The 23,878-nt window shown below is 57.4% G+C and carries 15 protein-coding genes and 1 pseudogene; 6 read left to right on the forward strand and 10 right to left on the reverse strand.

Translation table 11 applies throughout. The features are described 5' to 3' along the window. Window positions 1-582 precede the first annotated feature (582 nt). The 3 genes from XH88_RS37060 (at window position 583) to XH88_RS37070 (ending at window position 4,408) form a co-directional block, all read left to right on the forward strand. A complete protein-coding gene (locus XH88_RS37060; protein ID WP_128947985.1) occupies window positions 583-3,255 on the forward strand; it encodes a PAS domain S-box protein in 2,673 nt (890 codons plus the stop codon). Beyond that, a complete protein-coding gene (locus XH88_RS37065; protein ID WP_271673097.1) occupies window positions 3,252-3,935 on the forward strand; it encodes a response regulator transcription factor in 684 nt (227 codons plus the stop codon). Before XH88_RS37060 ends, XH88_RS37065 begins: the two co-directional genes overlap by 4 nt. Window positions 3,936-4,021: 86 nt before the next feature. Then, the gene (locus tag XH88_RS37070) at window positions 4,022-4,408 is read left to right on the forward strand and encodes a response regulator transcription factor (RefSeq protein ID WP_271673098.1); all 387 of its coding nucleotides are present in this window, start codon (window positions 4,022-4,024) and stop codon (window positions 4,406-4,408) included. A gap of 814 nt (window positions 4,409-5,222) precedes the next feature. Here XH88_RS37070 and XH88_RS37075 read toward each other — a convergent pair. The 3 genes from XH88_RS37075 to glmS form a co-directional block, all read right to left on the reverse strand. Beyond that, entirely contained in the window at window positions 5,223-6,050 is an 828-nt protein-coding gene (locus XH88_RS37075; protein WP_271673099.1) for an Effector protein NopP, read from the reverse strand. A 437-nt stretch (window positions 6,051-6,487) separates the two neighbouring features. Continuing rightward, window positions 6,488-7,168 carry a hypothetical protein gene (locus XH88_RS39360; protein ID WP_442868518.1) on the reverse strand — a complete coding sequence of 227 codons (681 nt, stop codon included), beginning with the start codon at window positions 7,166-7,168 and terminating at the stop codon, window positions 6,488-6,490. A 206-nt stretch (window positions 7,169-7,374) separates the two neighbouring features. After that, window positions 7,375-9,201 carry a glutamine--fructose-6-phosphate transaminase (isomerizing) gene (gene glmS, locus XH88_RS37080; RefSeq protein ID WP_271673100.1) on the reverse strand — a complete coding sequence of 609 codons (1,827 nt, stop codon included), beginning with the start codon at window positions 9,199-9,201 and terminating at the stop codon, window positions 7,375-7,377. A 1,042-nt stretch (window positions 9,202-10,243) separates the two neighbouring features. On the opposite strand from glmS, the gene gmd reads away from it, so the two are divergent. Next, window positions 10,244-11,329: a GDP-mannose 4,6-dehydratase gene (gene gmd / locus XH88_RS37085; RefSeq protein WP_271673101.1), complete on the forward strand. Its 1,086-nt coding sequence runs from the start codon at window positions 10,244-10,246 to the stop codon at window positions 11,327-11,329. Then, the gene (locus tag XH88_RS37090; RefSeq protein WP_271673102.1) at window positions 11,310-12,287 is read left to right on the forward strand and encodes a GDP-L-fucose synthase family protein; all 978 of its coding nucleotides are present in this window, start codon (window positions 11,310-11,312) and stop codon (window positions 12,285-12,287) included. The genes gmd and XH88_RS37090 overlap by 20 nt, the downstream gene beginning before the upstream one ends. A gap of 276 nt (window positions 12,288-12,563) precedes the next feature. Here XH88_RS37090 and XH88_RS37095 read toward each other — a convergent pair whose 3' ends face one another. The 6 genes and pseudogenes from XH88_RS37095 to XH88_RS37120 all read right to left on the reverse strand — a co-directional run bounded on the left by XH88_RS37095 (window position 12,564) and on the right by XH88_RS37120 (window position 20,237). Beyond that, complete coding sequence (locus tag XH88_RS37095) at window positions 12,564-13,688, reverse strand: MFS transporter (RefSeq protein WP_271673103.1); 1,125 nt, start codon at window positions 13,686-13,688, stop codon at window positions 12,564-12,566. A 639-nt stretch (window positions 13,689-14,327) separates the two neighbouring features. Further along, the gene (locus XH88_RS37100; RefSeq protein WP_271673104.1) at window positions 14,328-14,492 is read right to left on the reverse strand and encodes a hypothetical protein; all 165 of its coding nucleotides are present in this window, start codon (window positions 14,490-14,492) and stop codon (window positions 14,328-14,330) included. Continuing rightward, complete coding sequence (locus XH88_RS37105) at window positions 14,489-14,851, reverse strand: hypothetical protein (protein WP_271673105.1); 363 nt, start codon at window positions 14,849-14,851, stop codon at window positions 14,489-14,491. Before XH88_RS37105 ends, XH88_RS37100 begins: the two co-directional genes overlap by 4 nt. 397 nt (window positions 14,852-15,248) lie before the next feature. Next, a complete protein-coding gene (locus XH88_RS37110) occupies window positions 15,249-15,482 on the reverse strand; it encodes a hypothetical protein (protein WP_271673106.1) in 234 nt (77 codons plus the stop codon). Window positions 15,483-15,870: 388 nt separating this feature from the next. Beyond that, window positions 15,871-18,975: an efflux RND transporter permease subunit gene (locus XH88_RS37115; protein ID WP_271673107.1), complete on the reverse strand. Its 3,105-nt coding sequence runs from the start codon at window positions 18,973-18,975 to the stop codon at window positions 15,871-15,873. Between the two features lie 583 nt (window positions 18,976-19,558). After that, a pseudogene (locus XH88_RS37120) lies at window positions 19,559-20,237 on the reverse strand (4-phosphopantoate--beta-alanine ligase). Between the two features lie 2,471 nt (window positions 20,238-22,708). Here XH88_RS37120 and XH88_RS37130 point away from each other — a divergent pair. Next, window positions 22,709-23,104, forward strand: a complete 396-nt coding sequence (locus tag XH88_RS37130; protein WP_271673108.1) for an Lrp/AsnC family transcriptional regulator — start codon at window positions 22,709-22,711, stop codon at window positions 23,102-23,104. Between the two features lie 185 nt (window positions 23,105-23,289). On the opposite strand, the gene XH88_RS37135 is transcribed toward XH88_RS37130, so the two are convergent. Beyond that, window positions 23,290-23,688, reverse strand: coding sequence for a hypothetical protein (locus XH88_RS37135; RefSeq protein WP_271673109.1), 399 nt, complete (start codon window positions 23,686-23,688; stop codon window positions 23,290-23,292). Between the last annotated feature and the right edge of the window lie 190 nt (window positions 23,689-23,878).

The raw sequence follows: 23,878 nt of genomic DNA on the forward strand, positions 1-23,878 counted from the left end.
GGTCAGCGTGGATTAGATGGCACTCGACGCAGGCGTGGCGAGTCGTTGCAAGGCTGCGCTCGGTTCGACGTCGATGTCGCCGCTCGATTCCAGCGAAACCAGATGGAAACGAGTCTTTCGCAGCTAGGCGGGATGGCACTTGCGCGTTCTTCGTGCCCGCGAGACCAGTGATTCGGCAGCTTGTTTCTGCTCTTTGCCGGTTTGGAGGCGCGCCTGATTTCTTTCGATTCTACCTCCCGGCTGAACTGAAACCGCTGTTCTCATTTCAGGGGTGTAAGGGGATGTATCGGCTGTAGGCTCAAGAGACTGGCCCAAAGGACTACCGGCAGCGGCGCAAAGCAGATATTTCAGCTTCGACAGCAGCCCCGTCTGCGACGCCTATTGATAGGTTTAGGACAACTATACGTATGTTTATGATGCGTTTTTTCCCCGCTCGTGCTGAGTTCGGCAGCGGTGATCAATCTCGGACACGCTCACCCGCGGACCCAAGCGTCTAAGGCGGACCCAAGCGTCTAAGATTGCCTCATTTTTGCCTAAAATGCTATAGCTCTCCCGCCGGAGAACAGGCCGGACGGTCTCAAAATGTATAGTATCAGCAGACTTAAACTTTCAGCCCCTCAGTTGACCTTGGGCAGCATAACGCTAGCCGCGGTCACACTGACTTGCTTGTACTTTCACGCGCATTTCGCTGCCACGGCGTTCGCCTATTTGTTAGTAGTCTTACTATTTTCGTTGATGGGCAGCTTCATCGCGTCATCCGCGCTTTGCATCGTGGCAATCGCTGCTCTCGCTTACTACTTTGCCCCGCCGGCGTTCAGTCTGCGAATCGATGATCCCCGCGATGTTTCTGTGGTTGTTGCATTCTTTATTGTCTCGATTGTGGGAACGCACCTGATTGGAAAACTCCGCCAGGAACGAGAGGCTGCGCGCGTGGCTGCGGCCAAGCTTCAGCGAAGTGCGACGGATTTGGAGGATCGTGAAAAACGGTGGCGCGCAATCTTCGAGCACAATCCGGCCATGTACTTCATGGTCGATGAAGCCGGCATTGTCCTCAACGTCAATACGTTCGGCGCGACACAACTGGGATACGCTTGTGCAGAACTGATCGACCAATCAGTGCTCGGCATATTTCTTGAGGAGGATCGTGCATTTGTCCGTAAATGCATTCGGGCGTGTTTTGAGGATGTTGGACAATCCCGCACTTGGGACGTCCGGAAAGTGAGGAAGGACGGCTCTGTTTTGTGGGTACGTGAACACGCCAAGGCCATGCTTTGGGCCGACGAGCGCCCCGTCGCCCTAATAGCCTGCGAAGATATCACGCAGCGCAAGCAGACCGAGCTTGCACTGCAGCGGAGCGAAGCGCATTTGGCTCAGGCGCAGGAGCTGAGTCATACAGGCAGCTTCAGCTGGAACCCCACTACGGGCGAGGCCTTCTGGTCCAAAGAAACATTTCGGATTTTCCAATTAGACCCTCAGACAGTGCCGCCGGGGCCGCAGCTCGTCGTTGAGCGCACGCATCCAGATGATAGGGCTTCGGTTAGAGAAATTATCGATCGCGCGATGCGAGACCCGAGCGATTTCGAGCACGAGTACCGGCTTCTGCTACCGGACGGCTCGGTAAAGCACATTCATGCGCAGGCACGAGCCACGAGGACAGCCTCTGGTGACATCGAGTTTGTTGGGGCAGCCACGGATATTACGGCGGCGAGGCGAGCAGAGCAGCAGCTGCGCCGCAGCGAGGCCTATCTGGCCGAGGCCCAGCATCTCACTCACACAGGCAGCTGGTCTTGGGACGTCTACGGTCTAGATTTCGTGTATCGCTCCGCCGAGGTCGATCGTCTGTTTGGCTTTAGCCCGCAAGAGCCGGTATCGATCGAGACCATTCGATCGCGCATCCATCCGGACGACTTGCCGCGGCTACAGGAGGTGCAGCGGCAGGCGATTGAACACGTGGAAGAACGGTTCGAGTATGATTTTCGTATTCTTCTGCCAGATGGCGGGATGAGGCGCATACACTCCGTTGCACACGTTGTCCTCGGCAGCGATGGTAATGTCAGCGAGCTGATCGGAACACATATGGATGTCACCGAGCAGCATGCAGCTAGGGAACGCCTGGAAAACACCCTTGTCGCGCTGCGCGAAAGCGAGCAGCGCTTTCGCGACTACGCCGAGACAGCTTCCGACTGGCTCTGGGAGACCGGGCCAGATCATCGGGTCACTCACTTGTCCGAGCACACCAGCGCTGCGGGAATTTTGGCGACAGGAGTGATGGGCCTGCTTCGCTGGGACATTGCGTGCGACATGGAAGAAGAACCCGAGAAGTGGCATCAGCATCGGGCGACGTTGCAGGCGCATCTGCCGTTTCGGGATCTCATCTACCGTACCGTGAATCGGACGGGATCTCCGATCTATGTCCGCACGAGTGGAAAGCCATTCTTCGACGGAAACGGAACTTTTCTGGGCTATCGTGGCGTCAGCACTGACATAACGGCTCTCATTCGCGCTGATCAGGCCGAACAAGAGCTGCGAAAGGCACAAGCGGAGCTTGCACATGTGACGCGTGTAACGACGCTAGGAGAACTGACGACTTCCATCGCTCACGAGATAAACCAACCACTCGCCGCTATTCTCAACAACGCCGATGCGTGCCTCGGCTGGATGGCTCGGGAAACTCCTGATCTTGCCGCCGCGCGCTCTTCGGTGGAATGGATCATCGAGGACGCAATCCGGGCAAGCGAGGTGATCCGCAGTATTCGCGCGCTCGCGAAGAAGGGCGAGATTGAGATGGTGCCACTCGACATTAATGAGGTCGTTAGGGACGTCATTGCGCTGGTAACACGAGAGCTGGTGAGCCACCGAGTGACGTTGCGAACCGAGTTGGCGGCCGCGCTGCCTAGGATCCTCGGTGACCGAATTCAGCTACAACAGGTGATCATCAATCTGGTAATGAACGGAATCGAGGCGATGGACGCAGTTACGGACCGGCCGCGCGAACTTCTGATTCAATCATCCAAGGACGATCTGGGGCACGTGCAGCTTGCCGTCGCCGATTGCGGCGTCGGGATCGCCGAGAAGGACGCTGACCACGTCTTGGATCCCTTCTTCACCACGAAGTCGAGTGGCCTTGGAATGGGCCTTTCGATCTGCCGTTCTATCGTGGAAGCTCATGGAGGACGGCTATCGCTTCTCCAGAAAAATGAACCGGGCGCGACCTTCCAGTTTGTCCTGCCCGTGCACAAGGAGGCCCTCCAGTGACAGGACGATTTGACTCGCCAGGTGAGGGTAGCAGTGCCGAGGCCTCGACGAAAGCGATGGTCTTTGTCGTTGAGGATGACATCTCCGTGCGCCGCTCGCTTACGAACCTTTTTCAACAGGTAGGGTTGGAGGTCGTTGCGTTTGGATCGGCCCGTGAAATGCTGCAGAGCACAATTCCGGACGTCACAAGCTGTCTAGTTCTTGATGTCCGGCTGCCAGGCTTGAGCGGCCTTGACTACCAGACCGAGCTGGCCAGGTTGAACATACACATCCCGATCATTTTCATCACCGGCCATGGCGATATTCCCATGACCGTCAAGGCCATGAAGGGAGGTGCGGTCGATTTTCTCAGCAAGCCGTTCCGCGATCAGGAACTGCTTGATGCCGTCGTTGCGGCGACCGAACGAGATCGCAAAAGACGGGAAGCTCAGCGAACGGTCGCGAACCTGCAGTCTCTATTTGAGACCTTAAGTCCGCGCGAGCAGGGAGTGATGAAACTGGTCGCGGCCGGCCTGATGAATAAGCAGGTAGCCGCCGAACTTGGGCTCGCCGAGATTACGGTGAAGATCTACCGGGGTCACGTAATGAAAAAGATGCGTGCCCGGTCGCTGGCCGACCTGATCAGAATAAGCGAGACGCTGGGAATTCGCGTCAATCGTTCCGAACAAACGCAAGTATGATTTTACAATTCCATCACTTAAGCCCACTTTTCGCCGAAAGTGGCTAGCGCTTTGGCTGCCGCTGTACTGCGTCGGGAGGGCTCATCTTGTCCACGCCTTTGATTTCCGTCGTTGACGACGACGTCTCCGTCCGTGCGTCGACAGAAAACCTTTTGAAATCGCGTGGCTACGTCGTGCGGATATTTGCGTCGGCCGACGCACTCCTGCGGTCGCCGTACTTGAATGAGACATCCTGTGTCATTACCGATGTGCAGATGTCAACTATGAGCGGGCTGGAGCTGCTGGCAGAGATGCGGACGCGTGGTTACGACACACCTTTCATTTTCATTACAGCTTTCCCCAACGAGCGCGCGCGCGCGTCAGCCCTGGAGGCCGGGGCGATTGGCTTCCTCGCCAAGCCATTTGGCAGGCAAGAGCTACTCAAGTGCCTCGACATCGCATTGACGGCATATGGCGAGCGAGGTGACATCTGATTCGATCAATCTGCGAGTTCTTGTCCGATCTAAATGCTCGTCGGAACGACGATCACGCACTGAGCAACGTCTTCGCAGTCGGAACCGCGACTTGCCCGCCCACGCTTTACCGACTATGGGCGCGGCTGCAGAACAACAACCCCGCGAGAGACGGAGGGCACGCCGGCTTGATTTATTCCAGGTCGGCGCTCAAAGTAATGCTGACCCGGAGCCATCGACGCCCCTCAGCACTTCTTAACTCCATCTGGAGCAGAGCTGTCCCCGAGAGCGCTCGGCAAGCACGAAATTGGTTGTGCTGAGCCCGACTGCGGTGACGATGAAATGGAGCTTCGCCCAGGACGCCGTTCGTCTTGGTCACCGCTTTTCTGGTGAAAGAGCTCTGCACGATGCTCGTGCTCACGGCGTCGTTATGTCCGTTGACGCATACCAGCCGTCTTGTCGATCCGGCGCCGCTTCGCTGTGCATTTCCTTGCCCAACGACTCACGGCAAGCGCCCACGCCGTTACTATTTCGTAGGCCATCTGTAGAGACTTCTGGTCTCTCCGAGCCGTCCAACGTGCTCCGCGCAAACGCCCGGCCTCGGCGGCCGGGCGCACTTTGGTGGCACCCCAAGCGAGCATTGTCGCAATTGCCTCGCGCGGTGAGCCCCTACTTCCAATACTCAAACAATTAGCAACCGCTAAGCGAAGGAGCACTGGGGCAGTATTCTGAGCCAACTCAGAGGAACTCTCGGCCGAAACGGCGATAAACACAGAGGAGCCCGGAGCAGGCTAGTTGGTCTACTCCATCGGGCCAAATCACCGGTGAACCATGGTCACATAAAATCATCCTCATAGTCGTATGTTGAGCGGCTCGCTGGGATCTCGGTATCACAACCTTCACTGTCGTCATCTTTGGACAGATACAGCGCAGCAGTGCCTTTTCGCTGCCATTTGCCGTCGCTATTCCTTACCCACTTGTCTGACTTCTCTGGGTCGAGAACCATGTTGTCTGCGTCAACCTCGACGAATCCCATCTTTGCCGCACGGGCTCTTGCTTCCGAATTAGCCGGACGTAAATTGAGCAGCGGCGGCTGTCTGCCGGGTAGTCGAAGCTGGTGCTCGAGCAGGATATCACCAGCGTTCTCGACAAGCGGATGAACGACTTGAAGATCCACAGTAGAGGTAGTCCCGTCGCGTCCAGGAAATAGCTTCTTCCACCTTTTGACGTCGAACTCGGTCATGCTGTCGCCGCCTTCCGTTCTTAGAAGTCCGACACTCTTGTTGCCCAATTGATAGCTGAAGTATCGCGCATCCTTGGAATCTCGGGTTCTCCCGTAGTCTTTGGCAACTTCTGCAGTTCGCCTTGCCTTGCCGGACACGAAGTCGGAGTACTCTTGAGGGTTGTTGGCGATTTTCATGATTTCGTCACCATGATAGGCCGCCGCGGCTTCTCGGAATGACTGACGATTCAACTCTTTTATGGGAGGGCTTGAAACGAGCGAATACGGTCTTGTTGCCGAAGATGAACTGCTACTGGAACGAGATTCAGCTAAGCTCATATTTGCGAATGCATCCGAAAAGATGTCTGCGTCCATTTGCTCATCAGTTCCGACAAAGTCAGAGGATTGGAAGTAGGACGAGCTATTGATCCGATTATACATGGCGATTGGTGCTCCCGTCGGACATACATTTCCGCATCTAGTTTAGGCTTGTTAGGCCCAGCGGCGCTGATAGGGAGCCTGACTTACGAAAACCTGACGTGGTCCCCTCAAGTTGGCTTGTCATACGGCTTTCTTTTGAACGACATGGCGGCACACTCGTGCCATTGGCATTCATCAGCTTTGATCAGAGGCCGCGAACACCTCCGAGGAAGCTCCTCTATTGGGAATTGGACGCTGATTGACCTGCTGACGCCAACCGGATTGTACTCTTTTAAAAGTTCCGCCCCGCCGCTTAATATTCGGGTTTTCTTTTCAACGTCAGTGGAGCACGCGGACCGCCCCCATAGATTGGCCGATTTCCAGACTGACCAACGATATCGCCTGCGCCAGAAAGGTCGTCTAGTTGACTCGTGGAAGCGCGACCCGCGCGTTCGGCGTCAGCGCTCATTTATCCAAATCCGCATTTTGCCTTCGTCGCGGTTACCCCAGCCGAACCACGGGACGAATGTCAGCCGCTGCGGTTCTAGCTGTCCAGGCACTTTGTTGCAGTGATAAAGCGCCGCTTCTTCAGAATGCGTGTGTTGCAACCGCGCCCGCGCCCCGGATAGTGGCCAATAGTACTCGCCTGCCGCATATACAGGGGCGCTGCGTCCTTCCGGTGTGGCGCCCCCTGCACTTGGTTTTGGGCCCTCGACCTTGCGCGGGAATGTCAGGTATCCAACAATCGATCTGATGACACCTATCAGGTCGGAGGGCCGCGGTGGAACGTGTGGTTCAAGCGGATTGCGTGAACGCTGCCACGCGCGATCGAATCGGCAAACTGGACTGCTAATCCTAAGCAATCGTCCCGGGGCCGAAGTGCATGCTCGACGTGCCCGACATCGCGCGGATGCTGGCAATCGGGAAAAGTAAGTTGTCGCGCATGTGCGCTGCCAGTGAATAAGCTGCGACGGAGCGGCCCGAAGCTGTTGTGCACCGACTTGTTCGTCGCCATCGGCGAGGTGGGAGGATGAGTTAGAGAGTATCTTTTGTGAACCGAGCTTCGGGCAGATTTGGCCAGATAGCAGGCTGGGTAACCGAGAACCGACTTGGATCTTCCAATTGTCCGTAATTCCCACTTATTATCGACCGTTCCGCTCAACGACAGGAAGATAACGCTCGCTCCCAGTAGCGCTAGTCGGTTGACGATGATGACGCAAGCAGGGCTGACCCTGCTCATCGAGCTGGATCGGTCTATGATTGACCTGTTGATACCGGGATCGTTCTCATTCTGAGGTCGCCCACGCCATTAGTGGCCTCAATGCTCCGATATAAAACTGTAGCCTCATTCCACAGTCACCGATTTTGCTAGATTACGCGGCTGATCCACGTCCGCGCCCCTTACGACGGCGGTATGGTAAGCCAAGAGCTGAACCGGAATGGCATAGAGCATCGGCGTAAAGCTTGTGACCATCTCAGGCAGCACAATGGTCATGAGCGTGTCCACCGTCGCTTCCAGAGCACCCTTCGAATCGGTGATCAGGATGATCTTGCCACCCCGAGCCGCAACTTCTTGCATATTCGAGACGGTCTTCTCGAACACATCGTCATAAGGCGCGATCACCACCACAGGCACGGCCTCATCGATCAGTGCGATCGGTCCGTGCTTGAGCTCGCCGGCGGCATAACCTTCTGAATGGATATAGGCAATTTCCTTCAGCTTGAGTGCGCCCTCCAACGCCAGGGGAGCCGATGTGCCACGACCGAGATAGAGCACGTCCCTTGAATCGGCGATATAACGCGCGAGTTTCTCGATCTGCGGCTCGATCAACAGCGCCGCAGCAATCAACCGCGGCACTTCGATAAGCTCACGCACGAGCCTTGTTTCATCGATCTCGGACAGCTTACCGCGCTGTTTGCCTGCTGCGACGGCAAGCGCCGCCAATACCATCAGCTGGCAGATGAATGCCTTGGTGGAAGCGACGCCGATTTCCGGCCCCGCCAGCGTCGGCAGAACGGATTCGCTCTCGCGCGCAATCGTCGACGTCGCGACGTTGACCACAGATATCGTGTGCACGCCCTGGTCCTTGGCGTATCGCAACGCAGCTAGCGTGTCAGCGGTTTCGCCCGACTGCGAGATGACGATCGCGAGATCGCCACGGCGCAAAGGGGCCTCCCTGTAGCGGAACTCGGACGCTACATCGATCTCGACAGGCAAGCGCGCCAGCCGCTCGAACCAGTATCTGGCGATGTGCCCGGCATAGCTTGCAGTGCCGCACGCGGTAATAGAGATCCGCTGAATGGATTTAAAGTCAAACGGCAATGTGACCGGCAGGGCGACGCGCTTGGCCGCCATGTCGACATAATGCGCCAATGTTTTGCCCGCTACTGTCGGCTGCTCGTGGATTTCCTTGGCCATGAAGTGGCGATAATTCGCTTTGTCCACAAGGAGTGACGATACGCCAGACTTTGATGTTTCCCGCTGGACGACAAATCCGTCTGCGCTATAAATCACGCACGTCGTGCGCGTAAGCACGGCCCAGTCGCCGTCTTCAAGATAGGTGACGCTGTCGGTCAAAGGCGCGAGCGCGATCGCGTCCGATCCCAGATACACTTCGCCGTCACCATGTCCGATCGCAAGGGGCGACCCCTTACGCGCACCGATCAAAAGATCGTCGTGGGCTTTGAAAAGGAACGCGAGCGCGAAGGCACCGCGCAGCCGTGGCAGCGACGCTTGTACCGCATCCTGCGGCGAGTAGCCCCTCTTGAGATAAGAGTCGACGAGATGCGCCACCACCTCCGTGTCTGTCTCTGAGTGAAAATGGGCTCCATTCCGCTCCAGTTCGGCTCGCAGCTCGCGAAAATTCTCGATGATGCCGTTATGAACGACCGCGACATTTTCCGTCGCATGCGGGTGCGCATTGCTCTCGGTCGGTTTTCCATGAGTCGCCCAGCGGGTATGACCGATGCCGGTATGACCCAACGGCGGATAATAGCGCAGCTGCTCTTCAAGGTTTCTCAGCTTACCTTCAGCGCGCCGGCGCTCGATACGGAGAGCTTCGAGCGTCGCGAGGCCTGCGGAGTCATAGCCACGATATTCCAATCGCTTGAGCGACGCGACCAACTGGCCAACGACCGGACCACGCCCCAAAATGCCAACAATTCCACACATATCGGTCGATGCAGCCCAAGTTCAAGGAGCCCGAGGTCCCGCCTACAGGAATCCGATCATGAAATTCGCTTGCCCGATGGTAACAGGTTTCAGGTTCGGGCCCTTTCGCGGCCGCCTGTATCGCTGCCGCATTCACAAGCGTGAGTTAGACCTCCTTCAGCCATCATCGTTTCGCCCGCTTACATTCCGCTTTTGGCTGCCGATCGAGTACAAACTGCGCAGCAGCTCTAGCTTGAATTGTTCTGTGCTACCGGAAACATTTTGCCGACGCGGGTTTAAGAGGCCCATCATACTCGTACCGAGGCAAGTTACGCTCATCGAGATTAGACGACTGGCAGCGAAGCTCTACTGTACGAGCGTAAACTTTCGATATCAAAACGTTGGAGCATCTATACCAACGTTTACTACTCTTGCTCATCTTGTCTTGCGTTTCTTTCGCTCCACTGCCTGCCGCGAGCTTGATATTGGCAAGAGCGCTGATCACAGGCGATGAATCGACCGTCAAGACCGGGGGTTCTGTCCGGAAGTTAACGGTAGGGGTGCTTTCTAGACTAAGAATTGACGTGAGGCTTGACCGTGCGCTTGCTTGCATCTCGTCATCCGGCAAATGCATCGAAGACTGCGGCCTCAGATCGTTGTCTCCCAAGACGTGACGAGACCAGGCGTATGCTTACTTGCGCCTGAGGATAGATAGGAACACAGATCGTCAGCTTCTATCTCGTTGGAGATATAGCCTGGACAAGCGCGCCCTTGCGCTCGAAACGGCGATCGCATCCATCTCGCCTGCTTAGGATCATCGCGGATATAAGAAGATGCGAGCGTTAGTTGACTTCGATGTTTTGAAGATCAATGCGTGGGCACACTCCCGTCCAATCTAAATCTATGTATATAGTGTGCTTTCCTACATGATGTGTATCACTGGACCTAACGATCGCTTTCCTCAAATTGCGGGTGGCGGGGGCTTGCGCATCTAGGCGTTGCCGAGAAAAGGCTCCCACTAGCGTTTCATAGGGCTTTCTTTCCGGCGCAACTACGAGAGACCATGACGGCTCAAGACTCAAAGCGGCGCGTTGCGCTGATCACCGGCGTCACCGGGCAGGACGGAGCATATCTCGCCGAGTATTTGCTCGGTCTCGGCTACGACGTGCACGGGATCAAGCGCCGGTCGTCCTCGTTCAACACCGCGCGCGTCGATCATCTCTACCAGGATCCGCATGTCGGCAGCGTGCCGTTCCTGATGCACTATGGCGACATGACGGATTCGACCAATCTGATCCGGCTGGTGCAGCAGATCCGACCGACCGAGATCTATAACCTGGCCGCCCAGAGCCACGTCCAGGTCAGTTTCGAGAGCCCGGAATACACCGCCAACGCCGACGCAATCGGCGTTCTGCGCCTTTTGGAAGCGATCCGCATCCTCGGCATGGAAAAGGAGACGCGGTTCTACCAGGCCTCTACCTCGGAGCTTTACGGGCTCGTGCAAGAGGTGCCGCAGAAGGAAACCACGCCATTCTATCCGCGCTCGCCCTATGGCGTCGCCAAGCTTTATGGTTACTGGATCACGGTGAACTACCGTGAGGCCTATGGCATTTTCGCCAGCAACGGCATCCTTTTCAACCATGAGAGCCCGACCCGCGGCGAGACCTTCGTGTCGCGCAAGATCACGCGCGCCGTCGCCCGCATCGAGGTCGGCCTCGATAACACGCTCTATCTCGGCAATCTGGACGCCAAGCGCGACTGGGGTCATGCCCGCGACTATGTCGATGGCATGCACAGGATCCTGCAGGTCGACGAGCCCGGCGACTTCGTGCTCGCGACCGGCGAGACGCGGTCGGTCCGCGAGTTCGTCGAGGTGGCGTTTGCCGAGGTCGGGCGCAGCATCGAATGGCGCGGCAGGGGCGTCGAGGAGGTCGGCGTTGACAAGGCCTCGGGCAAGACCCTGGTGCAGATTGATCCGACCTATTTCCGTCCGACCGAGGTTGATCTCCTGATCGGTGACGCCAGCAAGGCGCGCGCCAAGCTCGGCTGGGCTCCGAAGATGCCGTTCTCGCAACTGGTGAAGGAAATGGTCGCCAGCGATCTCGTCGAAGCCACGCAGGATGCGACCAATGGCAAGCACGTCGTTTGAACTGAAGGGTAAGACGGTTTTCGTTGCGGGCCATCGCGGCATGGTCGGCGCGGCGCTGATGCGCCGGCTAGCACGCGAACAGGCCGATCTCTTGACGGTGCCGCGCAGCGAGCTCGACTTGCGCGACCAGGCCGCGGTGAACGCCTGGTTTGCCGCGAAGCGGCCGCAAGCCGTGTTCCTCGCCGCCGCCAAGGTCGGCGGCATCGTTGCTAACAACGCCCTGCGCGCCGAGTTTCTCCACGACAATCTGGCGATATCGAGCAACGTGATTCAGGCGGCGCATGCCAATGGGTGCGAGAAGCTGATGTTCTTCGGCTCCTCCTGCATCTATCCGCGCTTGGCGCCTCAGCCGCTGCGAGAGGATTCGTTATTGACCGGCCCGCTGGAACCGACCAACGAACCCTATGCCATCGCCAAAATCGCCGGCATCAAGATGGCCGAGGCCTATCGCAGCCAGTACGGCGCCGATTTCATAAGCGTGATGCCGACTAATCTCTACGGCCCCGGGGACAATTATCACCCCGAATACAGCCACGTCGTCGCCGCGCTGATCCGCCGCTTCCACGAGGCCAAGATTTCGGGCAGCCGCAACGTCGTGGTGTGGGGCACCGGCACGCCGCGCCGCGAATTCCTCTATGTCGATGATCTCGCCGATGCCTGCATCCATCTGATGAAGACCTATTCCTCGTCGGAACTGGTCAATATCGGTAGCGGCGAGGACATCAGCATCGCCGACTTCGCACTCATGGTCGCGGCCGCCGTCGGCTTTCGAGGTGAGATCAGCTTCGATACGTCGCGCCCGGACGGCACGCCGCGCAAGCTGCTCGACGTGCGTCGGCTGTCCGGGCTCGGCTGGCGCGCCACGACTTCGCTAAAGGATGGCATTCAGCTGGCATACTGGGCGTATCGGGCTGACAGCGACGGACGGCACCAGAGTGATTCGCTTGTTCCCGGATAAGGGGGCGATCCTACGATCAACCGGCGGTGAACGCCGGGCCTAGCAGACTCGCCGCTCACGTCACGATCAATCTTGCTTCGCAAGTTGACGAACGTTCATTGTCAACAACTGCCCTCAGTCGCCGCCAAGGACCCCTGCCGACTTGCAGGAAAAGGAGAATGATCAGATCGAGACGTGCTGCCAGCAGTTGAGAGCTCATCGACTCTAAATCTCAAACGCCGACGGGCGATCACTAGCCGGAAGCGAACCGGCGCTCCCTTCCTCTTGACCAATGCCTTAGCAATGGTCGGTCATCATCATCCTCGCCGACAGCATCACGATGAACATGAGCGCGCCTAACATCCCGAACGCCATGGGCAAGCCAAAGATGTGTGCGATGAGCCCGATGCCGGCTGGCCCGACGAGTATACCCGCGTAGCCGCCTGTCGTGATGACAGCGATCGCTATGCCTGCTGGCATCACGTTCTGTTTGCCGGCGCGTCGACACAGTACGGGTACAACATTTGAAATACCCAATCCGATAAGCAGGAACCCTGCCATAGCAATCAACGCAACGGGCGCGGCCATCACGGCCAAGAAGCCTGTTACCATTAGCACAGTCCCGAGCATCAATGTGGCACGGTCGCCGATTCGCGCCACCACGGCATCTCCGCTGAGACGCCCTGCGGCCATGGCGATTGAGAAGAGCATATAACCAATGCCCCCGTGCGCCTCCGATAGAAGATCTCGTTCAACGAGAAGCAAAGCGCTCCAATCGAGCATTGCACCTTCTACAAGAAAGGTGATACCCGCGAGCACCGCTATGAGCAACACACTGCGGTGGGGCAAGACAAATAATGGCCCCTGCTGTCTCGAACCCGTCGCCAGCAACCTCGGCCAGGCCGTCACAATCGCGATCGTTACTAACGCCGAACAGACCAGCGTCGAGAGAAGCGAGCCACACTGCAGCGAGACGAACAAGGTGACCGCGGCAGAGCCGGTGACTTCCCCAATGCTGTACCGGGCGTGGAAGCCGGACATCAATAGACGGCCCGTGGCGCGCTCCAGTTCAATCGCATGGACGTTCATGGCTACATCGATCGAGCCGAGTGAAACGCCGAAAGCAAATAGCGTGGCACCGAGCCTTACAGGTGTGTCGGAAATTGCAAGGCACGGCAGGATGATCGCGAGTCCAAGTCCACCCGCGAGGATAATGGGCTTGCTGCCGTAACGCGAATTCAACACGCTGGTCAAAAGCATCGCGACGACGGATCCCGTTCCGAGACAGAGCAGCAGTAGACCAAGCATGCGGTCATCCGCCGCGAGCCGCTCCTTGGCGAGTGGCACCAAAGGCGCCCAGGCCGCGAGGCCGAATCCGGCCACAAAAAATGTCAGGCGTGTCCCAAGCAGGCCGGCAGACAAATTGGCACATGGTATCACGGACGCTCCTGAGAGAACGGACTCGCGGGCGCGGCGCCCCTCATCCTGCGTGCGTCGCCTGCAAGCGCGGCGCGCGGCTCGACGATGATGGCCTCAAATTGACGTTCTTCATCCCTGCAAATGCGATGCCGTCACAAATACTGAACTGCGTCACACGGAGAGCGACAAGCCGGGGTGATCGTCGAGCCCCTGGGGATGGCGGTGTTTCGGCCAATCTCTCCCGGATGAGCTGGCCATACGAGGGCGATGGTTTTTGCTGGTCTGCGACAGCCGGATCGCAACGCTCAGCATGGCTTGTCGCAACGCCTACAAAGCCGACGTCGCCCCCACGCCTCTATGTAGTTGGGGCTAACACGGCCGTCGTTTTTCCGACAACTTTGCACAATCGGAAGCTCTCATCACAAGTGGCGGCGCTGTCTCGCGAGATCACTACAACGAGCCCCGCTACCACGCGCAAGCGGCCAATGTCGGCCCCGATGCTTTTGATATTCGTTCGTCCTGGTTTCCGGCCGCCAGATGGTTCCCGCCATTGGGCCTAAGTTCGTTTGTTCTGGGCCAGCGTGTCGCCCGCCGGGAACAGCCATTTCGAGTGGCATGGCGGCAACATCAGCCTCCAACAGTTCAGGGGTGTCCTGCGATCCCGGGTTCCTGGCACCGGTGGGCTGGGAAGTCTGGAGCAATCAACCAGATTTGCATGCCATCATTATCGCCGCCGAAGAGGGCGGCGTCGATCAGGTCCAGGACGCGCGCGCATTCGATACCGAGTTGCCCGCCGGCATCGTTCAAGCGCTTATATCCGCAGTTCGCCGAGACCGTCGCTCTGACCAGATTGGATTGTGCGTTGTAAAGAACAAGTATAGCAGGCAGAGATCGATCAGTATCGCCGCCGCCATCACGCTATAAGCCCAGGCGCTCTGCACTAGATCGACCTCAATCAGCACCCGTGACAAACCGAAGCCCACGATCCAAGCATTAAAGCTCATACAGATGCGTCGGAATATCTCCGGATCAAGCCGGCGAATGACGTAGGACCCCAGCGGGACGCCAAGCATGACACTCGGTACAAAAACATAGAGCAAGCTGCCGCTTTCGTAAATGAACAAGCCGAGCTGATAGTAGACGAAGGCGGTAACGCTCGATTCCACCACGCGAACCAGCGCTAGGCCGGCGAAATTCGTGTTTGACCAAGCCCTGGTTGTTAAACAGCATCGCTATGGGAGGCCCGGAGATTGTCGTCAGCGAATAGAGAGCGCCCAGCATCCACCCCAATGGCAGGCCGATCAGCCAGCTTGCTCCGATAGGGCGGCGCCACCCCGTTGACGAAGACCTCGATGATGACAATGGCGGGGTTGAGAATGCGAAAAACTAGCGCAAAGGGTACAGTCAGCGACGAAAAGCCGTAGCCAATGGCTCCATTTACAAAGGCAGCAAAACACGTCGTTGCGGCCAGAAACCAGATAGCAGCATCAAACTCAGGATTTCCTTAATTTTCCCACTCCGGAGGGCGTCGGTCACACGCCGGGGAGCCAGCGCGGCCATTGGTCATCGGGTTGCGGCAGATTCTGACATTCGCTTAGCAGCTCCGCCCGTCTTCACAATGGCAGCGGCCGTTTTTGCGTTCAGCAGTTGCTCTTGTTCTCGACTTCGATCGTGCAACGCAAGCTGTGCTGCACTTCCCGGTACCCGGCAACGATCATTCAGCCAAAACGCGTCGGCTTGTTTCTCGGCTTGTCGATCAATGGTTCTCGTATCGAAAGCCGTAAGTGCGTCGGTCATGGGTACGGGGCCGTTCCCAGGGAATTGAACTCGTCTCGACCCCTAAGCGGTTCAGCGCCATCATTTTTCAGCTAGCAACGCGACGCGGTTAGACGGAAGCAAACAATTCTCCTTCAAGAGCCCTGGGATAAATAGCAACGCACCTTTTGTCAGGCGAGGATCAATTCCCTTATCCCCCGGCGATGTCGAGCTTGGGCATTCCGCTGCCTTGAAATGCACGGTGCAATACACCTTAGCGGAGCAGCCGGGGATCACCGATGTGTTCTTCCGAGCCCCCAATAGCCGCAAAGCTCGGCACCACGGCGTGAAGATCTCAATGCGTAACGGAGCGTGAAGCGATCGCAGGCTCCCTCGCTTGCCACTGAGCGAACCTGGATTGAATTTATCGTCATTGCTTGGCCAGCTGGGAATCAGCCGCGCCGGTGAAGCCGAACTCGGCGGCGTTCTTCGCGCGGCCGGAGCTCGCATCGGCGCGGTGGTCGGACGCGAACACGACATAGACCGCCGGCAGCACGAAAAGCGTGAACAGCGTGCCGACAGTCATGCCAGCGACGAGCACGAGCCCAATCGAGAAGCGGCTCGCGGCGCCAGCTCCGGTTGCAGTCAACAAGGGTATGAAGCCCGTGACCATTGCCGCCGTAGTCATCAAGATTGGACGCAGTCGGACGCGCGCCGCCATCTCTATAGCCGAGCGACGGTCAAGTCTCTCCTTGAGCTGCAGCTCATTGGCGAACCCAACCATCAGGATGCCGTGCTTGGAAATCAACCCAACCAGCGTCAACAGTCCGACCTGGGTGTAGATGTTCATAGTGGCCCAGCCAAAAAATGGCGGGATCAAGGCACCCACGATTGCCATCGGTACGCTGATCATGATGATGAGGGGATCGCGCAGACTTTCGAACTGCGCCGCAAGCACCAAGAATATGATGATGATTGCAAATGCAAAGGTAATCGCCAGTTGGTTACCCTCGTACACGTATTGGCGGGCGTCGGCCAGAAAGTCGTGGCTGAATCCTGCGGGCAGTTTCTTTGCCTCGGCTTCCAGGAAGTCCACAGCCTGACCGATCGTGACGCCAGGCATCGGCACGGCCTGAAAGGTCGCGCAGTTGAGCTGATTGTAGTGGGTGAGAGCGTTCGGATCGGTCGCAGTCTCGATGGAGACTACGGTAGAGAGCGGGAGCATCGAGCCCGTCGCAGTTTTCACATAATAGCTCCCGATTGCTTGCGGCGCCAGGCGTTCCTGACGTGGGACCTGCGGGATCACCTGGTAGGAACGACCCTGCAAATTGAAGCGATTGACGTAGTTTCCGCCAAGTAAAGTGGCGAGCGCGCTACCGATAGTCTGCATGGTGATGCCAAGGTCGTTGGCTTTGGACCGATCAACCTTAACTCGTGCCACCGGCTGGTTGAACTCGAGGTCGGAGTCGCTCACCATGAACAGACCGCTCTTGCGCGCGACATCCTTCAGCTTCGACATCTGCTCGTAAACGGATTGGAAGCCAACCGTCGAATTAATCACCATCTGCACCGGTAGGCCACCCGAACCGCCCGGAAGCGGAGGCAAGCTAAAGGCAAACGCGTTAATGCCTTCGATTTTGGACAGCTCGGCTTGAACAAGGGATTTTAGTACAATCGATGATCGCTTGCGCTCGTCCCACGGCTTGAGCAACATGCCGGCCATCCCACTCTGCTGGCCGCTGATGCCATTGAGCACGAAGCTCAAGTCACTCTCTGGAAATTTCTTGAACGCGTTTTCAAGTTTGGTGCCGTAATAGTCGAGGTAGTCGATATTGGCGTATTTCGGCGCCTTCGTTAGCGCGAATACGATACCTTGATCCTCCTCCGGCGCCAGCTCCTTGGAAATATTCATATAGAGAAAACCGACAAGGCCTAACATGGTCAGCGCAAATAGGCCGGTAATTGGGCGATAGTCGAGCGAGCGGTCGAGCTTGCGGCCGTACCATCGTGTTATGGCGCCGAACCCGCGGTTCACAAGCCTTGCAAATCGCCCCCCCTCGGCCCGCCTCAGGAAGAGCGAGCACATCATGGGCGACAGCGTCAAAGCGATCACTCCCGACACGATCACAGCTCCCGCCAGCGTAAACGCGAATTCGCGGAACAGCGCACCGGTGAGGCCGCCGAGAAACCCGATCGGTGCATATACCGCAGCCAAGGTGATCGTCATGGAGATAACAGGACCGACGATCTCGCGCGCGCCCCTTGTAGCAGCCAGTAGGGGCGTCGCACCTTCTTCTAAATGGCGATGAATGTTCTCCACCACCACGATCGCGTCGTCGACCACGAGACCGATCGCGAGAACCATCGCAAGGAGAGTCAGGAGATTGAATGAAAACCCCAGCGCGAGCATCATGCTGCAGACACCCACGAGCGACAACGGAATAGTGACTACAGGAATGATGACCGACCGCAGCGAGGCCAGGAACAGAAAGATCACGATCACCACGACCGCGACAGCCTCAATGAGCGTCTTCTCCACTTCATCGATCGATGATTGAATAAACTGGGTGGAGTCGTAGGCCACTTTCATTCTCAGCGACGGCGGCAGGTTACGCTCCATTTCCGGAAACAGCGCTCGGACGCCTCGTACTATGTTTAGCGGATTGCCTTGCGGGCTCGCCTGCACGCCGATGAAGACCGCGTGCTCGCCGTTCATCGCGACGCTAGTGTCTGTCGTCTGCGCGGCAAGCTCGATTACCGCAATGTCTTCCATGCGCACAAAGCCACCGTCATTGGCTTTGACGATCATCCGCTTGAAATCATCCACACTCCGCAGATCCGTATTTGCCGTGACATCGGAGATAGTGAAATAGCCCTTGGCCTGGCCCGCCGCGGCCTGGAAGTTATTGGCGGCGATTGCAGCCGAAACCTCAGCCGGCGACACGCCATGCCCAGCCATTTTCGCAGGATCGAGCCATAGCCGCATTGCAAGACTCTGGCCGCCCAGGATGTCTGCCGCTGCAACCCCGTCGACGGTTGAGATAACCGGTTGCACGACCCGCGAGAGGTAGTCGGTTATCGCGCTGGCCGCCAGCTCCTCGCTGGAGAAAGCGATATACATGACAGCAGTGGTCTGACCGCTCGACTTCGTGACCACCGGATCGTTTGATTCCTTCGGGATTAGGTATCTGACTGAGTTGACCTTCGAGAGCACCTCCGTGAGCGCTTCGTTTGGATCGAAATTCAGCTTGATGTAGACTTGGATCGTCGAGGCACCAAGCACAGACGAGGAACTGATGTAGTCGACGCCTTCGGCGGACGCGACTGCTTGCTCCAGGGGAGTGGTGATGAACCCCTGGATCGTGTCGGCAGAGGCGCCAGGATAGACAGTCGTGATATTGATGACCGTATTGGATAGCTTCGGATATTGCCGGATCGGCAGTAGGGTGGCGGCGCGCAAGCCGATCAGCAAGATCAGGAGACTGACGACGATTGACAATACCGGACGTTTGATGAAAAGCGCGGTAAATGCCATGTCGACTCGTATTTCCGGAGTGGGATGTAAATTTGCCAGCAACTTACTATGGCAATGATCGGCAACGCGGCGACTGTGCCAGAGCCCCAGCTACGAAGTCCCTGCCCTTTTTGCGTGCACTCGGCCAAAGATTCGAACCAAGATGTTCGTCTTAACAACTGATTGGAACGCAACGACTTCTAGCAAGGCGTTAGTTCAGGCTTCGCACTGTCCCGCAGACCGAACGATCCAGGTTCGACATCGAAAGTACAAACGATCTGACCGGTGCTCAACTCTACAAAGGTAAGTGGGTGATATAGCATCGGCTGCAAAGCACTATACCAAGGTTTGTCGAATTGGCCGGTGATCTCCGTCGCAAGACTTGCGGGTTGCCGGACACACAGTTCACGGCCCTACATATTCCGTGGGCACGCGATATCGCTTCGCTACTCGCCGAACAAAGTCCTCTCGGAGCTCGCCCTCTGCTGCCAGCTCGATACACCTCTCAGAATAGCGCCTGAACGTTTCTGTCAGCTGACTAAGCTGTGCGCGGCTTGGCCACGCCTTGCGCCACCGAGTTGGCAACGCCGGGATTACTTGTCGATCAGCGCGTTGAGCCAACGTAGGCGGCCGCACATAGCATCGCGGGGAGCCGCAGTGGACTGTCGGCGGCTTTGAGCCGTGTCACCGTCGATACTGCAGTCTGTCAACCCCCTCTAAATGCGCCTTTGCGGCCGCAATCAGCTTTTCTACGTTGCGCTCTCCCGACCGAAAATCATCGAGCGCTGCGGATAGTCCCTGGTTGATCGCTAGGGCCTACTGACGTTCTCTCTTGCTGAGATAGCGGTTGCGACTACTCATGCCGAGCCCATCCTTTTCGCGAACCGTTTGGTACGGTGATGATCTCGATAGGGAGACTGAGATCAACCACCATACGACGCACGACTGTGCAATGCTGACAATCCTTCTGGCCAAAAGACGTTGTCAGGCTGCACCATGTTGAACAATTTGCATACGACAGTCGCGACACCGCGAAAATGTCCAGGCCTCAAGGCTCCGCACAGAGGTCTCGCGAGGTCGCCAGGTTCAACAAAGGTTTCGAAATTGCTCGGATAGACTTCCTGTGACGACGCTCACATCGCATTTCGCCTGTCTTGCCGCAATCAGCGCCAGGTGGCCACCGTGGGGATAGCCCATCGTCGGCACGAATCCGACCCGTTGATCGCACTGCGGGATTTTGTGAGAGTGCGGCGAAGTTCAGCGACGCTCGTGATTGTTTGCATGTCGAGCTCAATATTAAATTGAGTTGGACGGGGCCAGTTTGCAATAGCCTCGCCGACGCCTTTGGAAAGCCGATAGGACTCCTGCGGTTGCGGGAATGCACCACGGCGGACATCCGCTGCTCAGCGCGAAAGCGCATCATGCAACTGCTGAAAGCCTTCCGTACAGGCGCGGACGAATTTGGGGCGATGACCTTCAGTTGGGCCCAGCTGCGATCTGTTTACCTGTGCTGCGCTGTCGTCGCAACGCTCCGACTTCTGCGCAGGGGGCAGGAAAGATTTGGCTTAAATGAAAGAGGTCTTGTGGAGCGATCTCGTTCCATCCACGCCTTCCTGGCGGAACACTTGACCTCTTGGCGATGGCCTTCGCCGAAAATATTGAACTGGAGCGCGCTGCAGCCTTCGTCAGGTCACCTACGATCAAGCTTGGCACCACGGCGTTTCGGCGTCAGTGGCTCATTCTTATAGGTGTCCATTCGATCCTCAAGGGGTAGGCTAAAGTTTCGCCAAGTCTAGCTTCCTCGTTCAAGATCGGACGGGCACTTACTGAAGCTCACATCTTGTGGTCTCAAAAACATGCTACCCGAACGGGCTCCACCCCATGTGGCGCCTCTAGAACCGCGCGTATGCGCGCAGCGATCTGCCATGCTTCCTTCGGCTGCATGTTTGGATTCATGCAATCGAGTATGGCTAGCATTGCCTGAACTTCCTCGATGTTAAATGTGGCGGCCTTGCGATCTGATAGTCCCAGCGACTGATCGGCGGCACGGGCCTGATTGGCTGCAAGCACCGCAAGCGCTTGCGATCGCAGGGACGTGATATACCGCTCGAACATATGCATTCGTTGGCCTGGAGCTACTCTGTGTGCATGGCGTCGCAAGCGCTGGTGGCCAACCCCGGTCACGAAGACTGGGGCTGGCCACCTTTGCTCCCATGAGGCTCAAATTCTCAAGGGCTACAATGTTGTATCTTCGAGAAGTACCCAGGGCACCTACCAAAATCGGTCGGTCCCATTCTCGTCGGCGACTCTCTAAGCTGAGTCTTTGCCGTAAACAATTGGAGACACAGGTGACCAGACACGCGCGCCTCGCATAAACAAGAATCACAAGCCAAACGCACATGAGAGACGCAAGAATGTTGGCGGAGTAAATCCAGACGGAGCGTAATAGAAGCACCCCATTGCGACCGCGAAGGAGCACCTCGTTGAAGAATCGGCGACGCTGTCGGCGTGGTCGTCGCCACGGATGGCGCACACAATTGCAACAAGGCAACAGCGGACGGGATTCAGCTAGGCAATCTCCTTCCGTTTCAGAGTGTTGGCGATGTTGATCGGAAGCAGTGCGGGCGCGACTCGACGTCGTTTGTTGCGCTGGAGCAGACGCTGTCCCTACCCGGCCCGAACTTAGCAAAACTTGACTCGGCGCTTATACCCCACGGATACGTAGGGGCAGCGCACTGTTCCTGCCGCCCAGCTAGCTGCCCCAAGCTCACCTTTAACGGTGGCAAGAAACTGATCAGGAGCTTATTGCTCGCAAGACGAGCGAAATCGCCAGAATGAGAACTAACCCGTGAGTCGGAAGCTGTGCGAACGCCGCTCGGCGCCTGACAGCCTGGGCGGCATCATGAGGCACTATCCCTGCCGCATCCGAACGGCAATGCTTAACGGAAGCGTAACTCGGCACATGGTGGTCCTTCAGCTCATGCGCTGTCCCTGCCACGCCCCCGTTAAACAAACGATTCTTTATCGGGGTTGGCTTACCGAAAGCTGACGGACCTGCGCGGCAATTTACAAAACGGAAAGCGGCCCATGTGGCCGCTTGCCGTCGAGAGCAATATCGACGTTTACGTCTCAGACAATAGCCATTCGGCGCGCTTGCGATCAGCGGCAGCCGCTCGGGGCTACGCGCCGGATTGGCGCGCAGCCAATCCACTGGACATTTATGACTGATTGACCTCACGGGCTCCCCGGCTCGTGGACCGTGTGGGACTGGCCATTCGGATCGCGCATCAGTTGCTTTCGAACCGTCGCGCCGCTTACCGGGTCGCGCTCCACGCAAGTTTCTCGTATCCAAGACGATTGTGTCCGTTGCGTCAAATGCGTTACCAAGCTCCATCAGGCGCATCAGCCGGTAAGGCGTAAAAATTGGACCCGATTCGTGGAGTTCAACCAGAAAGCAGCGCGGATGCGACTCGGCGCCTATGTCCACCCGGGGAGGATCGACAAATGCGCTATCTCTGCCGCATCCGCTTCGCCGGACAGCCAGGGGCGACGTGACTCGGCACCCTCATTGGAGCAAGGAAGGCGCTGTCCCTATCACGTGCCGCTGGCTCAGTAGTCAGCCTCGGGGATCACAAGGCTACCCACCCGGCTTTCCCGTGAGGCCCCTCGCCTCTGGGTACTGGGCACTTTAGCGAGAGTGCGGGCTCGAGTGACCTACCAGCATTGGTGGTCATACACACCAATCGAGAAACTGTTGGTCAAACTTGAAGACCGTCGGCAGATTGTCGGCCTGCGCGTCATGGCATTCATCCAGGTGACGTTGGAAAAACACGTGCAGAGTGCCCGCGACGGCTTTGCTACTGAAGTCGGCCGCATCGCCGAAATCATGGACTGCTATCTCAAGGTCGGAGATCAGGATTATCTGTTGCGTGCCATTGTGTCCGACGTCTCCGACCTCGAAAATCTGATTGCACGCATATCCCGGATCGCCGGCGTCGCGAGCATCCGCTCTGGTCTCGCGGTGCGCAACGTCTACAGCCGGCGAGCACTGCCGCTCGATGTATCCAGGCCGATCCAGGTAAAGTCGCCGTCGGCCGACTCGGAACGACATCGCCCATCCCTACATCGCCACCTACAAGCCCTCGCCTGACAAGCGACCACAGGATCGTCGTACAATTTACGGCCCGGACTGTGGCAACCGATCGCCACGCACATTGCGGGCTTATGGTGCCCTCGGAGGGTGGATTCATTTGCTCGCCGCGACTGCCCGCCTCTGCGACCTCACCGCCATGCGGAACGATAGACCTTTGATAGCCAGGTGGACACTGGAGCAAATCAATAGCCTGCGGCGACGGGCATAACAGATTGCCCGTTTTGCTCGCTCTTGTATCCTAATCCTACGACGAGCACGTGATCGGCCTGTACCATCGGATTTCCGCGCTGTATCGAATGGGTGAAGGTACAGAAACAAAGGATAAGGTCGACACCCGGTCCGGTCGTGTAACGTCCGATTCCAAATAATTTCGCACGAGACCCGTTTTGTTCTCGAAAAGCGGCTCGCCCAAGCGATTGATCGAGAAGGGCTTTTATGGTGGGCGCACCAGGGCCCGAACCTGGGACCCGCTGATTAAGAGTCCGAAATTGTCCGATTTGCACTCGGAAGCCACCGATTGCCGCATCAACGAGATGCAGCGCTTCTCGAAGAGCAGATTTCGCATACACCTTGAAACCCATCGGCCGATCCAAAGGCCTGGAGCACTCACGAGCACCGCGTTCAAGATATGCCAAAGCGCAAGATCGACAAACTCGCTCGCGCGAAAGCACGGCCCGATCCTGCCCAATGGGACGAGGACGAAGTGATGACTCTCGTCGAGGCCGCTGTCGTATTCTTTCCCCACGGCCCATTGACTTTGTCTTCGTTGCG

Source organism: Bradyrhizobium sp. CCBAU 51627 (genome assembly GCF_028128765.1).
Lineage (GTDB): Bacteria > Pseudomonadota > Alphaproteobacteria > Rhizobiales > Xanthobacteraceae > Bradyrhizobium.

Bases quoted from the DNA above. Each gene is read 5' to 3' on its own strand.
- XH88_RS37060 (WP_128947985.1), top strand. From the start codon at position 583: ATGTATAGTATCAGCAGACTTAAACTTTCAGCCCCTCAGTTGACCTTG.
- XH88_RS37075 (WP_271673099.1), bottom strand. From the start codon at position 6,050: ATGTATAATCGGATCAATAGCTCGTCCTACTTCCAATCCTCTGACTTT.
- glmS (WP_271673100.1), bottom strand. From the start codon at position 9,201: ATGTGTGGAATTGTTGGCATTTTGGGGCGTGGTCCGGTCGTTGGCCAG.
- gmd (WP_271673101.1), top strand. From the start codon at position 10,244: ATGACGGCTCAAGACTCAAAGCGGCGCGTTGCGCTGATCACCGGCGTC.
- XH88_RS37090 (WP_271673102.1), top strand. From the start codon at position 11,310: ATGGCAAGCACGTCGTTTGAACTGAAGGGTAAGACGGTTTTCGTTGCG.
- XH88_RS37110 (WP_271673106.1), bottom strand. From the start codon at position 15,482: ATGACCGACGCACTTACGGCTTTCGATACGAGAACCATTGATCGACAA.
- XH88_RS37115 (WP_271673107.1), bottom strand. From the start codon at position 18,975: ATGGCATTTACCGCGCTTTTCATCAAACGTCCGGTATTGTCAATCGTC.
- XH88_RS37135 (WP_271673109.1), bottom strand. From the start codon at position 23,688: ATGGGTTTCAAGGTGTATGCGAAATCTGCTCTTCGAGAAGCGCTGCAT.